Origin of the sequence: Streptomyces sp. NPDC057137, from assembly GCF_042670825.1 — a bacterium.
In the GTDB taxonomy this organism is placed as follows: Bacteria; Actinomycetota; Actinomycetes; order Streptomycetales; family Streptomycetaceae; genus Streptomyces.
Genome location: NZ_JBHUUW010000001.1, coordinates 168,336 through 181,515 on the forward strand (window position 1 = coordinate 168,336; position 13,180 = coordinate 181,515).

At 71.1% G+C, this 13,180-nt stretch carries 12 protein-coding genes and 1 tRNA gene; 5 read left to right on the forward strand and 8 right to left on the reverse strand.

Features of this window, described 5'->3' with window-relative positions; all coding sequences use genetic code 11:
- Positions 1-65: 65 nt before the first annotated feature.
- Genes ACFT9I_RS00680 through ACFT9I_RS00690 form a run of 3 tightly spaced genes read right to left on the reverse strand, consistent with a single transcriptional unit; the run spans position 66 to position 3,036 of the window.
- On the reverse strand, positions 66-944 hold the full coding sequence (locus ACFT9I_RS00680; RefSeq protein WP_382558932.1) for an ABC transporter permease: 879 nt from the start codon (positions 942-944) through the stop codon (positions 66-68).
- Positions 944-1,870 carry an ABC transporter permease gene (locus ACFT9I_RS00685; protein WP_382558934.1) on the reverse strand — a complete coding sequence of 309 codons (927 nt, stop codon included), beginning with the start codon at positions 1,868-1,870 and terminating at the stop codon, positions 944-946. The genes ACFT9I_RS00680 and ACFT9I_RS00685 overlap by 1 nt, the downstream gene beginning before the upstream one ends.
- Positions 1,867-3,036, reverse strand: a complete 1,170-nt coding sequence (locus tag ACFT9I_RS00690) for a LacI family DNA-binding transcriptional regulator (RefSeq protein WP_382558936.1) — start codon at positions 3,034-3,036, stop codon at positions 1,867-1,869. Before ACFT9I_RS00690 ends, ACFT9I_RS00685 begins: the two co-directional genes overlap by 4 nt.
- A gap of 238 nt (positions 3,037-3,274) precedes the next feature.
- On the opposite strand from ACFT9I_RS00690, the gene ACFT9I_RS00695 reads away from it, so the two are divergent.
- The 3 genes from ACFT9I_RS00695 to ACFT9I_RS00705 all read left to right on the forward strand — a co-directional run bounded on the left by ACFT9I_RS00695 (position 3,275) and on the right by ACFT9I_RS00705 (position 5,706).
- A complete protein-coding gene (locus ACFT9I_RS00695) occupies positions 3,275-4,180 on the forward strand; it encodes a phytanoyl-CoA dioxygenase family protein (RefSeq protein WP_382558938.1) in 906 nt (301 codons plus the stop codon).
- Positions 4,181-4,184: 4 nt separating this feature from the next.
- Entirely contained in the window at positions 4,185-5,138 is a 954-nt protein-coding gene (locus ACFT9I_RS00700) for a helix-turn-helix transcriptional regulator (protein WP_382558940.1), read from the forward strand.
- A 127-nt stretch (positions 5,139-5,265) separates the two neighbouring features.
- Complete coding sequence (locus tag ACFT9I_RS00705; protein WP_382558942.1) at positions 5,266-5,706, forward strand: nuclear transport factor 2 family protein; 441 nt, start codon at positions 5,266-5,268, stop codon at positions 5,704-5,706.
- A gap of 106 nt (positions 5,707-5,812) precedes the next feature.
- Here the strand turns inward: ACFT9I_RS00705 and ACFT9I_RS00710 are convergent.
- The 3 genes from ACFT9I_RS00710 to ACFT9I_RS00720 form a co-directional block, all read right to left on the reverse strand.
- Positions 5,813-5,898 (reverse strand) — tRNA-Cys (locus ACFT9I_RS00710).
- A 127-nt stretch (positions 5,899-6,025) separates the two neighbouring features.
- Entirely contained in the window at positions 6,026-6,733 is a 708-nt protein-coding gene (locus tag ACFT9I_RS00715) for a response regulator (RefSeq protein WP_382558944.1), read from the reverse strand.
- The gene (locus ACFT9I_RS00720; protein ID WP_382558946.1) at positions 6,730-8,010 is read right to left on the reverse strand and encodes a sensor histidine kinase; all 1,281 of its coding nucleotides are present in this window, start codon (positions 8,008-8,010) and stop codon (positions 6,730-6,732) included. Before ACFT9I_RS00720 ends, ACFT9I_RS00715 begins: the two co-directional genes overlap by 4 nt.
- 219 nt (positions 8,011-8,229) lie before the next feature.
- Between ACFT9I_RS00720 and ACFT9I_RS00725 the strand changes: the two genes are divergently transcribed.
- Entirely contained in the window at positions 8,230-8,973 is a 744-nt protein-coding gene (locus ACFT9I_RS00725) for an ABC transporter ATP-binding protein (protein WP_382558948.1), read from the forward strand.
- Positions 8,970-11,348, forward strand: coding sequence for an ABC transporter permease (locus ACFT9I_RS00730; protein WP_382558950.1), 2,379 nt, complete (start codon positions 8,970-8,972; stop codon positions 11,346-11,348). The genes ACFT9I_RS00725 and ACFT9I_RS00730 overlap by 4 nt, the downstream gene beginning before the upstream one ends.
- Before the next feature lie 68 nt (positions 11,349-11,416).
- On the opposite strand, the gene ACFT9I_RS00735 is transcribed toward ACFT9I_RS00730, so the two are convergent.
- Positions 11,417-12,265 carry an alpha/beta fold hydrolase gene (locus ACFT9I_RS00735; RefSeq protein ID WP_382558952.1) on the reverse strand — a complete coding sequence of 283 codons (849 nt, stop codon included), beginning with the start codon at positions 12,263-12,265 and terminating at the stop codon, positions 11,417-11,419.
- Between the two features lie 16 nt (positions 12,266-12,281).
- On the reverse strand, positions 12,282-12,947 hold the full coding sequence (locus ACFT9I_RS00740; protein ID WP_382558954.1) for a DUF4097 family beta strand repeat-containing protein: 666 nt from the start codon (positions 12,945-12,947) through the stop codon (positions 12,282-12,284).
- Positions 12,948-13,180 lie beyond the last annotated feature (233 nt).

The window sequence follows — 13,180 nt, forward strand, 5'->3', positions numbered from 1 at the left end:
CGGTCGGTCGGAGTCGGCCGGTTCGGGGGGGCAGCCGGGTCGGACGGAGGTGGCGACCAGGCGGTTCAGTCGGTGCGGCCACGCCGGTGGCGGGCGGTGAGCTGGTCGCCGAGGATGCCGACGTTGATGATCAGGAGAGACAGGGCGATGCCGGGAAGGGTGGAGATCCACCACTGCGGTTCGAGGTACTCCTTGCCGTTCGCGATGGTCTGCCCCCAGGACACCGTCGAGGCGGGCAGCCCTATGCCGAGGAAGCTGAGCCCCGCCTCCGCCAGCACCACCAGCGCGAATTCGAGCGTGGCGAGGGCGACGATCGGCCCCGCCGTGAACGGGAGTACATGCCGGGCGAGGATGGTCCGCCCCGGCACGCCCAGCACCCGCGCGGCGTCGACCCAGGGCCGTTCCCGGATGGAGAGCGCGACGCCCCGCGTGACGCGGGCGAAGGAAATCCAGCCGGTCGCCGAGAGCGCGACGACGACCAGCAGGACGCTGCGGTCGAAGGCGCCCGCGATCACGATCGCCAGCAGGATCGCGGGAAACGCCAGCAGAACGTCGAAGACCCGCGCCAGTACGGCGTCGACAGCGCCGCGGAAGTAGCCGGCGACGGCGCCGAGGACGACCCCGGCGAGACAGGAGATCGCGACCGTGGACACACCGATGAGCACCGAGGTCCTGGCCCCGTGGACGATCTGCGCCAGTACATCGCGGCCGAGGCCGTCCGTGCCGAACCAGGCCGTGCCGCCCGTGGACGTCTCGGAGCCGGGAGAGAGCAGCCGGTCCTCCAGGGACGTGTGCACCGGGTCGTACTGGATCAGCAGCGGTCCCACGACGGCGATCAGCAGATAGAGGCCCACGACCAGACAGGGGATACGGGAGAGCAGCCGGCGCCGCGGACGCGGCGGAGCGGTCGTCAACTGTTCGGCGGCGGTGGCGATGTCGGCCATCAGGCGGCTCCCGTCCGGATGCGCGGATCCAGCTGGGCGATGAGCAGGTCCGCCATCAGGTTGAGTACGACGACGATGCCCGCGATCAGGAGGGTGACGCCCTGGACGACGGCGTAGTCGCGGTTGGCCACCGCGTCCACCACGAGCGAGCCGAGGCCGGGCCACGCGAAGACGTTCTCGACGATCACGGCGCCGCCAACCAGGGCGCCCACCTGGACGCCCACGACGGTCACGACCGGGATCAGCGAGTTACGCAGGGCGTGACCGAGCAGTACCTGACGCTGGGTCAGCCCCTTGGAGCGCGCGGTCTGGATGTAGCCCTCGCGCATCGTCTCCGCGACGCTGGTGCGGGTCAGCCGGGCGATGATCGCGACGAACGGGAACGAGAGGGTGACGGCCGGCAGCACCAGATGCTGGGGCGTGCCGACTCCTGAACTGGGCAGCAGGCGCAGGCCGAGTGCGAAGACCAGCACAAGCATGATGCCGATCCAGAACGTGGGGAAGGACTGGAGGGCGATCGTGCAGGCCAAGACCACCCGGTCCAGCGGGCCGCCGGGCCGTCCGCCGGCCAGCAGGCCGAGCGTCAGTCCCACGATCACCGCGATCGCGGTGGCTGTCAGCGTGAGGTCGATCGTGGCGGGCAGCCGGTCGAGGACGGCGTCCATGGCGGGCCTGCCGAGCCGGTGCGACTCCCCGAAGTCGAGCCGGGAGACATCGCCGAGGTAGCTGAGGTACTGGGCGCCGAGCGACCGGTCGAGTCCGAGCGACGCGCGCAGCCGGTCGATCTGGCCCTGGTCGGCGTCCGGGCCGAGTAGCACGGTCGCGGGGTCGCCGGGCGCCGCGCGGACGATGACGAAGATCAGCGAGGCGGCGCCCCACATCACGAAGACCCCGACGAGCAGCCGGTGCGCGATCATACGGATCATGTCCCCGGCCCCCCGTCGGGCTGGGGCTCGGGCTTACGCTCGACGCGAGTGGGGACCGGGCCGATCGAGTCGCCCGGTACGTACGCGCAGCGCACCGTCACCTGTCGCGGCTCGGGGGGCTCCTGGTCGAGGAGTTCGATCAGTACGCGTACGGCCTGGCCGGCCATCTCGGCGCGTGGCAGCGAGAACCGCGTCCAGTCCCGCGACTCTGGTGTCCAGGACGGCGGATCGCCCAGCAGGGCCAGCGAGCAGTCCGTCGGGAAGCGCACCCGTTCCGTGCCGGCCATCGTCGCCAGCGCCTCGGTGAGCCGGTTGTCCTCGGTCGGCTCGACCAGCAGCGCGGTGATCCCGAGCCCGCCGATCCACTCCTCCACCCGCTCGATCGAGAGGTCCGCCGGATCGGCCAGGGTCCGGATCAGCGCCTCGTCGGGGACGATGCCGGCGTCGGCCAGCCCGCGCCGGTATCCCTCCTCACGGTCGCGGGTGGGCTCGCTGTCCTCCAGGGCCCGCAGGTACAGAATCCGCCGGTGGCCCAGCCGGGCCAGTTCGGCGACGAGCGCGCCGGTCGCGGAGACGTAGTCGGCTGCCACGTAGGACAGTTCACCGTCGTCCACCTCGCGGCGTCCGACGAAGACGAAGGGGAAGTCCTCTCGGACCAGCGCCGACAGTTCCTCGCGCCGGACGTTCCTGCCGAGGAGGACGCAGCCGTCCGCGATCTTCAGCCGGTTGGCCCCGCCGACGTAGATCGACCGCTCGGCGCCACCTGTGCCACCGGCGCCGGCCCCGCGCGTGTCCGAACCCGCGGTGGCGCCCGCGCTCGCGCCGCTCGAACTGAACAGCAGCAGGTCGTAGCCCTGCCGCGCCGTCTCCTCCGCCACGCCGAGCAGGAACGGGTAGTAGAAGTCGCGTTGATCGGTCGGGAACACCGACTCGAAGGTGTAGAGCCCGAGCAGCCGGTTCCGCCCGCCCTTCAGACTGCGCGCGGCGACGTTGGCCGTGTAGCCGAGTTCCTCGGCCGCCGCCAGCACGGCCCTGCGTGTCGGGTCCGCGATCTGGGTACTCGCCGCGCCCCCGCTTATCACCAGCGACACCGTCGCCTGGGAGACGCCGGCGCGCCGGGCGATGTCCCGCTGGGTGGTCCGTCGACGCCGTTCGGGAGGGGCCATGAGCACTCCCAACTAATACGTATTAGCAAGTGCCGCAAGACGCTACTCGAATGCCGCGAAACGCGTCAAGAGCCGTGAACGGCCTTTGTCCGGCTTGTTTCTGACAGATGGTCTGATCATGTGGCGTGACAGGATTCGCCATCCGTACGCACGGGCGAGCCATGGCACTGAGGCGCGATGTCGCAGGAGCATCGAGAAGGCGACCACGAGCCGGCGTCCCGGTGAGAAGGGGAGATCGATGTCTGTCCGCGCCATTCCGGAGAACACCCGAAGCACCCTGCCGCCGGCCCCCTTGGCGGCCGGCGACCTCATGTCGCGCTTCGGCCGGGACGGCTACGCCGTGCTGCCGTGCGTTCTGACGCCGGAAGAGGTCGCGGAGCTGTGTGCGGAGACCCTGCGGATCTGCCGGGGCGAGCGGGGCGTCGTCGAGGGAGCGCTGCCGCCGGTCGCGGGCGAGAGCGACGACGACACCGTACGGAGATTCCTGTGCGTGCACTATCCGCACAAGCTGTCGGCGCTCATGCTCGACACCATGTGCCATCCCGCGATCGTCGGACCACTGACCGAGGTGATCGGGCCCGACATCAAGTCGATGCAGTCGATGCTGTTCGTCAAGTCCGAGGGCAGGCCGGGCCAGGCGTGGCATCAGGACGAGATGTTCATCCCCACCCGGGATCGTTCGCTGACCGCGGCCTGGCTCGCCCTGGACGACGCCACCGTCGACAACGGCTGTCTGTGGGTCCTGCCGGGTTCGCACCGGCCGGGCGTCATCTACCCCAACCGCGAGCACGACGACGCCCGTTACGACTGCACGGTCGAGTCCTACGACTTTCCGTACGACGAGGCCGACGCCGTCCCCGTAGAGATCGCCGCCGGATCGGTGCTGCTCTTCAACGGTCATCTGCTGCACAAGTCACTGCCCAACACCGGCGCGCGGGGCTTCCGGCGGGCCCTGGTCAACCACTACATGAGCGCCTCGTCCCTGCTGCCCTGGGCGCCGCCGGAGGACGAACTGCCCATGGCCCAGGCCGACTTCCGGGACGTGGTGCTGGTCGCGGGCCGCGACCCGTACGCCTACAAGGGGGTCACGGACATCCGTACGCCCCGGGTGCGGCGTGACCGGTCCGGCGGGTGCGACAGGTGAGGCGATGACGGACGACCGCACGCTCGTCCCACTCCCCGTCCCACCCCTCGTTCCGTCCCCCTTCGTGCCGCCCCTCGCCCCCACGCTGCTCCCCCGGCTCGGGCCGGCGGTCGCGGACTATCCGCCGGGGGCGGTGTTCGGCCCCAGGGACGCGCGTTCGTACGAGTTCGTCTGGCTGCTGCACGGCAGCGCCCGCTGGGTCTGCGGCAACCTGACCGTCCCGCTGACGCCCAGCGCACTGCTGCTCGTACGGCCCGGCATGCGCGACACCTTCCACTGGGACACCCGCCGGCCCACCCGACACGCCTACACACACTTCCGGCTGCACCCCGCCCCGCCCGGCGCCGTGGCGCCCGACGACACCGACTGGCCGGTCGTCCGGGATCTGACGGGGCGGGGCGACCCGATGGCCGCGCTCTGCCAGTACCTCCTGACACTCGGCGCGGCACGCCGGCCGGGCTGGGAGCGGCACGCCGAGGAGACCCTGCGGCTCCTGCTCCTCACCTTCGCGTACGGCCCCGGCCCCGGGACCGGTGCGCACACCCTTCCCGAACCGCTGGTCGCCATGATGGGCGCGGTCCGCGCCCACTGGTCCGACGGCGTCGCCCGGCCGCTCGCCCTGGCGCGGCTGGCGCGGGCGGCGGGAGTCTCGGAGAGCACGTTGTGCCGTATCTGCCGGCGGCAGCTCGGTGTCAGCCCGGTGGAAGGCCTCGAACGGCTCCGTCTGGCGAGGGCCGAGCCCCTGCTGTGGCTGAGCAATCTGTCGCTCCGGGCCGTAGCGGTCCAGTGCGGCTTCGCCGACGCGTACCACTTCTCGCGCCGCTTCCGCGCGGTCTGCGGCATGTCCCCGAGCGCCTTCCGCACGGTCCCACCGGAGTCGGCGCCCCCGTCACCGATCGCGAACGATGCGCTGGCCGCGCTCCAGGCGTTGGTGCCACCGTCCCACTCGGGCCGGTGAGTGAGCGGCTGACCGGCCGCGCGCCATTACCCCCGGGGTAATCGACCATTCTCCGCTCCACTGCCAGGATCAAGCACATCGACGGGAACCCCCGCCGGGATCCGGCCGCAGCCGCGAGGAGAACACCATGTCCGTCAAGTCACCCACCACCACGGTGAGTTCGGCCACCGAGGCCACGCGGGACGTGGTGCAGCAGTTCCTCACCGCCCGGGTGGCCGGGGACACCGACCGGCTGGTCGAGATCTTCGCCGACGAGGTCGACTGGCTGCTCGCCGAGAATCCCACCGTGCCGTGGATCCGCCCGAGGTCCACCGGCGCCGAATGTGCCGCCCAGTTCACGGAGTTGATGGAGCACACTGTGCCCGAGGACGCGCGCGCATCTGTCGACGCCTTCCTTGTCGACGGCACCGACGCCGTCCTGACGGGGCAGCTGTCGGGGACCGTACGCGCCACGGGGAAGTCCTTCGAGGGCCCGTTCGCGCTGCGCCTCACGGTCGAGGACGGCCGGATCACCCGCCACCACCTGTACGAGAACAGCCTGTCGATCGCCGCGGCCTGCGCCGGGTGAGTCCGCGCCGAGTGAGTCCGCGCCATCACCGCATCGGAGCGCCCGAGATCAGAGTCGGCGACGGAGACATGGATGCTGGGCCGCTGCACCACAGCCCGGCCGAAGCCGGACCGCCGGGATTCGAACCCGGGTCCCCTTTTTTGCAGAAAGAAGTATCCGTCGCCTGCGCACCGGGCGCTCCGATGCTGGTCCCCCGAGATCAGAACGGTGTGCGGCGTGATTCACCTTAAGAAGTAGCCGCGGCCCACGCACCGGGGGTGCTGCGTGTGAAGTTGTGGGGACGACAGTAGCCGACTCCCGCAGGTCCCTTCATCTGTATTTACGCGCACGGATGTTCGTCCCGGGTCCGGTGGGCGCCGGGGCTGATCAGGCCCGTCTCGTAGGCGACGACCACCGCCTGGGCGCGATCGCGGAGGGCGAGTTTGGCGAGGATGCGGGAGACATGCGTCTTGACGGTCGCCTCGGACAGATGGAGACGGGCGGCGAGTTCGGCGTTGCTCAGGCCACCGGCCAGCAGGCGCAGGACTTCGAGTTCGCGTGGGGTCAGGGCTGCCAGGTCGCGGTGGAGCGTGGCCGTGTCGGCGTCGCGGCGGGCGAAGCGCTCGACGAGGCGGCGGGTGATCGTCGGCGCCAGCAGGGCGTCGCCGGTGCGGACCGTGTGGACGGCGGCGACGAGGTGTTCGGGGGTGACGTCCTTGAGCAGGAAGCCGCTGGCCCCGGCGGAGAGCGCCGCGTAGACGTAGTGATCGAGATCGAACGTCGTCAGCATGACCACGCGCGGCTGGTCGGCCCCGGCCGCCGCTGTCGCGTCGAGGATGCGCCGGGTGGCCTCCAGGCCGTCCAGCTCTGGCATCCGGATGTCCATCAGGACCACGTCGGGCCGGGTACGCCGTACCGCTTCCACGGCTTCGAGGCCGTTGACCGCCTCCGCGACCACGTCGATGCCGTCGGCCTTCAGGATCATCCTGAAGCCGGTACGGACCAGCGCCTGGTCGTCGGCGACCACGACGCGCGGCGACTTGTTCATGGTGTCTCCACGGGGATCAGTGCCTGGACGCGGTAACCGCCGAGGGGACGCGGTCCTGTTCGGAGAGTTCCGCCGTAGACAGCGAGGCGTTCACGCAGACCGATCAGACCACGGCCGTCGCCGGCCGACGCCGCCGGGCCCGGTGTCCCGCCGGTGTCGGTGACCTCCACGCGGAGGTGGTCGGCGCCGTACACGACGGTCACGGCCGCGCTCGCGCCGACCGCGTGCTTCACCATGTTGGTCAGCGCCTCCTGCACCACGCGATACGCGGTCAGTTCGACACCGGCCGGCAGGGGACGCGGTTGTCCGGTGACGGTGACCGTGACCGGCACGCCGGTGTCCCGTACCCGTCCGGTCAGGCCCTCCAACTGGTCCAGGCCCGGCAGCGGCGCCAGATCCGCCGGACGGCCGGCGCCCGCCGGGTCCGGGGCGTCGTCCGCGTTCATCGTCAACAGCCCCATGACATGGCGTAGTTCGCTCATCGCCGCCCGGCCGCCCGCCTCGACCGCGAGCAGCGCCTCGCGGGCGTCCTCGGGAGCCGTCGCCATGACTTTGCGGGCGGCGCCGGCCTGGATGACCATCACGCTGACGTTGTGCGTCACCACGTCGTGCAACTCCCGTGCGATCCTGCCCCGTTCGTGCTCGACGGCCCGGCGCAGCGCCGCCGCCTGCTCGCGTTCCAGCCGGGACAGCCGCGTACGGCCCTCGTCGGCCCGGAGTTTCCACGTACGGAGCCCGATGGCCGCGACGACGAGCGGGACCGAGATCAGCAGCGGGACGTACTGGTCGGGGACGGTGGGCGCCATCCCGTCCCGCACTCTGCTGACGAGGAGCACCGCGAGGGGCAGGCTCGCCAGCGTCGGTACCCGGTGGCGGCTGTAGGCGGCGGCGCTGTAGGCGGCGATGACGCAGGCGTAGAAGGTGAGGCGCGCGGCGTACGGCGGTGTCAGCGCCGTCGCGCCCATCACGATCCACAGCACGGTGAGCGGGTGCCTGCGACGGAGTAGCAGGGGCGCCGAGGCGGCGACCGCCAGGCTCAGCAGGAGGATCAAGTCGCCCGATCCGGTGGGCTGTCCGAGCGGGGAGGGGACGGTGAACCGCGTCGCCTCTCCTCTCAGGTTGTCCGTGACGTAGTGGGCCATGGTGATGCCGACGACCGCCGCCAGCGCCATGTCGAAGAGCCGGTTGCGTCGGGTGAGGCGCGGCACGGGGCCGGTCGGGCGTATCAGGGATCTGGCCGCGTCCCGGAGCTGTTCCACCGCCGCTGCGTTCGTCACCGGCTCATTCTCGTCGGCCGCCGGTACGGATCGCGTCAGCCCGAACGACCGTATCCGGTACCGCCGTACATCTGTCGACTACCTCGCAGGGATGACACCCGCCGCCATCGTCCCTACGCGGTACGGGAGTTACCTCCGGCGGCCGTCGTGCCGGGGCCGGGCCCGCTCCTAGCGTCGATCGCGGCAGATGTGACGAGGGACGACCGAGGGAGACGAGCCATGACGACCGCACCGGTGATCGAGCTACGCGAGGTGAGTCGCGCCTACGACGACGGGCCGCCGGCACTGGTCGACGCGTCGATGACCGTCCGGGCCGGTGACTCCGTCGCCGTACTCGGGCCTTCCGGCAGTGGGAAGTCGACCCTGCTCAATCTGATCGCGGGTCTGGACCGGCCCGACGCCGGAACGGTCACCGTGGACGGTGTGCGCGTCGACGAGCTGGGCGAGTCCGGTTCGGCGCGCTACCGGCGGGCGAAGATCGGCATGGTCTTCCAGTTCTTCAACCTGCTGGACGATCTGAGCGTCGAGGACAATGTCGTGCTGCCCGCCCGGTTGGCGGGCATGGGGCGCCGGGCCGCGCACCGTCGCGCGGCCGACCTGCTGGAGTCGCTCGGCATCGGCCGGCACGCCGGCGCGTTTCCGGGCCGGCTCTCCGGAGGAGAGCGTCAACGTGTCGCGGTGGCAAGGGCGTTGATGAACCGGCCGCCGCTGCTGCTGGCCGACGAACCGACCGGTGCGCTGGACTCGGCCGCCGGGGAGGACGTCAGTCGGCTACTGAGGGAACTCAACGCCGACGGTCAGACCGTCGTCGTGGTCACCCACGACCTCGACCTCGCGCGGTCCTGCACCACCCGTACGATCCGGCTGGCCGACGGCCGGATCACCGCCGATACCGCCTCCGATGTCGCCTCCGACGACCCTTCCGACGTCACTTCCGGCATCGCGGCGGAGTCGGCCCGATGAGCGCCCTGGGCCGGGTCGTGCGCTCGGGTGTGGGACGCCGCCGTGTGCAGACGCTCGTGATCGGGCTGGCCACGCTGATGGCGGTGACCGCGTCCGTACTCGGCGGTTCCCTGCTCGTGGCGTCGAGCGCCCCCTTCGACGACGCGTTCGCCGAACAGCGCGGCGCGCATCTCAACGCGCAGTTCGACGCGGACAGGACGACGGTCGCGCGGCTGTCGGCGTCCGGCGAGAGGGCGGGCGTCAGCGCGGCGGCCGGTCCGTTCGCGACCGCGTCGGTCACTCCGCAGATCGACGGTGGCATGCGGCTGCCGCCGTTGACGGTCGTCGGCCGGGACGCTCCCGATGGCCCCGTAGACGAGATCACGCTGACCACGGGTTCCTGGGCCACCGCGCCGGGCGAGATCGTGCTGTCCGCCGACGACGGGCGCCAGGTCCGCCTCGGTCTGGAGCTGGACTTCCCCGATCTGCCCGGCAGTCCGACGCTGAAGGTCGTCGGCCTGGCTCGCTCGGTCAGCCGTACCGCCGACGCCTGGGTGGCAGCGTCCCAGGTCGCCTCGCTGACGCCGTCCGGCACGGTCGGCGCGTACCAGATGCTCTACCGCTTCGACGCGGCGGCGACCACCGCCGACATGCGGGAAGCTCGCGCCGAGGTGACGGCGTCGGTGCCCGCCGACGCGGTCACCGGTGCGCGGTCCTGGCTGACCGTCAGGAAGGTCGCGGCCCGCGACACGGCGCTGTTCGTTCCGTTCCTCGTGGCGTTCGGTGTCCTGGGGCTGGTCATGTCGGTCCTCGTCGTGGGCAATGTGGTCGCCGGCACGGTGGGTACGGGGCTGCGGCGGATCGGCATCCTCAAGGCGGTCGGCTTCACCCCGTCCCAGGTCGTACGCGCCCACATGGCCCAGGCGCTGGTGCCGGCCGCGGTCGGCATCGGGCTGGGGCTGGTCGCGGGCAACCTCCTCGCCGTGCCGGTGCTGTCCGAGACGGCGGACGCGTACGGCACGACCGGGCTGTCCGTCGCCCCGTGGATCGATGTCGCCGTGACCGCCGGGGCGCTGGGCGTGGTCGCCGTGACCGCGTGGGCGAGCGCGTGGCGGGCCGGGCGGCTGCGCACGGTCGACGCACTCGCCGTCGGGCGGGTCCCGGCGGCGGGGCGGGGCCGCTGGGCGGCCCGGCAGGCCGCCCGGCTCCCGCTGCCACGGGCGGTCAGCCTCGGGCTGGCCCGGCCCTTCGCCCGTCCCGCGCGGGCGGCGGCGATGGTGGCGGCGGTTCTGTTCGGCGCCACGACGGTCACCTTCGCGGTGGGCCTCTCCTCGTCGCTCAACGAGGTGATGAGCGCCAGGAACCACAACACCGCCGACGTCACCGTCGGTGTGTCCGGCCCGCAGCGGGGACCCGGTGGCGGGCCTGGTGGCGGGCTTGGCGACGCGCCGGGCGGCGGCCTGCCGGACGCCCCGGATCCGGCGGCGATCACAGCGGCGATCGAGGCGCAGCCGGGCACCGAGAAGTACTACGGCTCCGCCACGACGAACGCGACCGTCGCCGGGACCAACGGGTCCACCACGATCACCGCGTTCAGCGGCGACGCCTCGTGGGGCGGCTACCGGATGGTCTCGGGACGCTGGATCGACGCGGCGGGCGAGGCCGTGGTGCCGACCCAGTTCCTGGCCGCCACCGGGACGAAGGTCGGGGACGAGGTCACCCTGAGCGTCAAGGGTGCGGCGGTCACCGTGCGGATCGTGGGCGAGGTCCTCGACACCCGGGGTGACGGCATGCTGGTCTACACGGACGCCGCGACGCTCAAGTCGGCGGAGCCGGGTCTGGCGGCGACCGGCCACCACATCGCGCTGACGTCCGGCACGGACGTGAGCGGTTACATCAAGGCGCTGAACAGCGGCCTGAAGCCGTTGGGCGTCAGCGCGCAGGGCAGGGCGTCCGACGACGGCGGCGACATGATCCTCATCCTCAACACGCTGACCACGATCCTGACGCTGATGCTCGTGACCGTCGCCGGGCTCGGAGTGCTGAACGGTGTCGTGCTCGACACCCACGAACGCGTCCGTGATCTCGGTGTGCACAAGGCGCTCGGCATGACGCCCCGTCAGATCGTGGCGATGCTCCTGACGTCGGTCGTACTGTCCGGCCTGCTCGGCGGCGCCCTCGGTGTACCTGCCGGGGTGGCGCTGCACACCATGGTCATGCCGGCCATGGGGCGCAGCGCCGGGCTCCACCTGCCCGACTCCGTGATCGCCGTCCACCAGGCGCCCGAACTGCTCATGCTCGGACTCGGCGGCGTACTGATCGCGGTACTGGGCGCGTTGCTGCCGGCCGGGTGGGCGGCCAGGACACGTACGGTGACGGCTCTGCGTACGGAGTAGGGAGCGGGCCGCCCCGGTCCCGCGAGGTCTCGTCGGACCTCGCGGGCGGGCAGTACCTGCCCGGCTGTTCACCGGCCGCCGGACCGGGGCGGGCCGTCCCCGCCGTCGAGGAGGGCGACTTCGCGTACCGACTCGGCGATGGCCGCGAAGTCCTTCTTGAGGAGCGCACCGTGGTTGCTGGCGACCTTCGCGCCGATCTGGATCCTCGGGTTGCGGACGGTCACCGCGTCGAGGCCGGTGCGTATCCGTTCCTGCTCGTCCCCCTTGCTGCCGAGGGACGTCCCCGAGGCGACCACGTAGCGCACCGGGACGGTGATGTTGTCCAGCACCGGACCCAGCTCGCGCTCGCGGGAGAGCCTGCCGAGTTCGATGTTGCTGTCCGCCTGCTGCTCGGCGTTCATCCGTGGAGCCAGGCCCGTCGGGCGCAGCAGCGGCATGAACCAGCCCATCCGCCGGAACAGCTTCCGGATCCGCTGCTCCATGGCGTCGTCCAGCCAGTCGTAGGGGAACGCGCCGTCGACCAGGACCGCGCCCAGTGCGCGCTCCGGATTGCGCGAGGCCCAGTGCGCCGCGACGACCGCCCCGTAGGACCAGCCCACCACCAGCGCCCGGTCCACGCCCCTTGCCGTGAGAACGGCGTCGACGTCACGGACGGCGGCCTCGAAGGAGTAGTCCGCCGACCGCTTCGACTTTCTGCCGCGGGCCCGCTCGTCGTACGTGATGTGCCGCCAGCCTGTGCCCAGTTCGGCGACGACCCGCCGCCAGTAACCCTGGGTGGCGAACTGGCCGTTGAGGTAGACCACCGGGATACCGGGACCGCCGGTGTCGGTGACGGCCAGGGCCGTATCGTCGACCGGCACCATGCCGCTCCACGCAGAACCGGTCGAGGAAGTGCTGTTCTTCTTCGCCATGCTCATGAGAGGTGCTCCTTCGTTACAGGCTGCGGGCGGTGATGTCGCCGTAGGCGGTGGTGGCGTGGATGTCGAGTTCGGCGGTGCCGTCGTTCTTGAGGGCGTTGCTGACGCGGCCGTGGCCGGTGCCGGCGTCGAGCGCGGCCGAGACGCCTGCGGCGGCGCCCACCGTGATGTCACCGGACTGGGTGCTGAGCACGACTTTGCCGCGCACGGCCTCGGTGATCCTGATGTCGCCCTTCGCCGTGCTGATCTCCGCGGAGCCGCCCAGCCGGCCGACCTCGACGTCGCCGTCGATCGCGGTGAGGCGGACGCTCGCGGCTTCGTCGAGCTTGATCCGGCGGTACGCGCCTTCGAAGGCGACGTCACCGAGGCGTCCGACGCCACGGAGTTCGGCGCTGTCGGCCTTCGCCTCGACGCGGGAGCCGACGGGCAGTTGGACGGTGACCTCGATGGCCCCGGACGGGCCGAGGAGTTGGCTTCCAGCCGGTGATGCCGTGATCCGCAGGACACCGTCGACGTAGGTGACGGTGGTCTGCTCGGCGGTCTTGGTGTCGCGGCTCTTGCCGGCGTCGGCGGGCAGGACCTCCACGGTGGTGTCGGTGCGGTCCGCGGCGATGAACTGGACGCGTCCGGCGGGGATGTCCAGGACGGCGGAGATCGGGGCCGGGGTGTCGAACTTCTGCATCGTGTTCTCCTGTGTGTGGTTTCTCTTTCCGACACCGGAAACGCTACGTTGCTTTCCAGATTCGGACAACGCATAAGTTGCATAGAGATTCCATTTATGCAGTTCAGAGCCTAGAAACTGTTGCAACAGGCTTGAGAGTAACGCAACGGCAGCCATCTCGATCATTGCAATGGATGAGGGTGAACGCTACGGTGGGGATCAAGGACCACCACGACGGAACACCTGAGGAGACC

Bases quoted from the DNA above. Each gene is read 5' to 3' on its own strand.
- ACFT9I_RS00680 (WP_382558932.1), bottom strand. From the start codon at position 944: ATGGCCGACATCGCCACCGCCGCCGAACAGTTGACGACCGCTCCGCCG.
- ACFT9I_RS00685 (WP_382558934.1), bottom strand. From the start codon at position 1,870: ATGATCCGTATGATCGCGCACCGGCTGCTCGTCGGGGTCTTCGTGATG.
- ACFT9I_RS00690 (WP_382558936.1), bottom strand. From the start codon at position 3,036: ATGGCCCCTCCCGAACGGCGTCGACGGACCACCCAGCGGGACATCGCC.
- ACFT9I_RS00695 (WP_382558938.1), top strand. From the start codon at position 3,275: ATGTCTGTCCGCGCCATTCCGGAGAACACCCGAAGCACCCTGCCGCCG.
- ACFT9I_RS00700 (WP_382558940.1), top strand. From the start codon at position 4,185: ATGACGGACGACCGCACGCTCGTCCCACTCCCCGTCCCACCCCTCGTT.
- ACFT9I_RS00705 (WP_382558942.1), top strand. From the start codon at position 5,266: ATGTCCGTCAAGTCACCCACCACCACGGTGAGTTCGGCCACCGAGGCC.
- ACFT9I_RS00715 (WP_382558944.1), bottom strand. From the start codon at position 6,733: ATGAACAAGTCGCCGCGCGTCGTGGTCGCCGACGACCAGGCGCTGGTC.
- ACFT9I_RS00725 (WP_382558948.1), top strand. From the start codon at position 8,230: ATGACGACCGCACCGGTGATCGAGCTACGCGAGGTGAGTCGCGCCTAC.
- ACFT9I_RS00730 (WP_382558950.1), top strand. From the start codon at position 8,970: ATGAGCGCCCTGGGCCGGGTCGTGCGCTCGGGTGTGGGACGCCGCCGT.
- ACFT9I_RS00735 (WP_382558952.1), bottom strand. From the start codon at position 12,265: ATGAGCATGGCGAAGAAGAACAGCACTTCCTCGACCGGTTCTGCGTGG.
- ACFT9I_RS00740 (WP_382558954.1), bottom strand. From the start codon at position 12,947: ATGCAGAAGTTCGACACCCCGGCCCCGATCTCCGCCGTCCTGGACATC.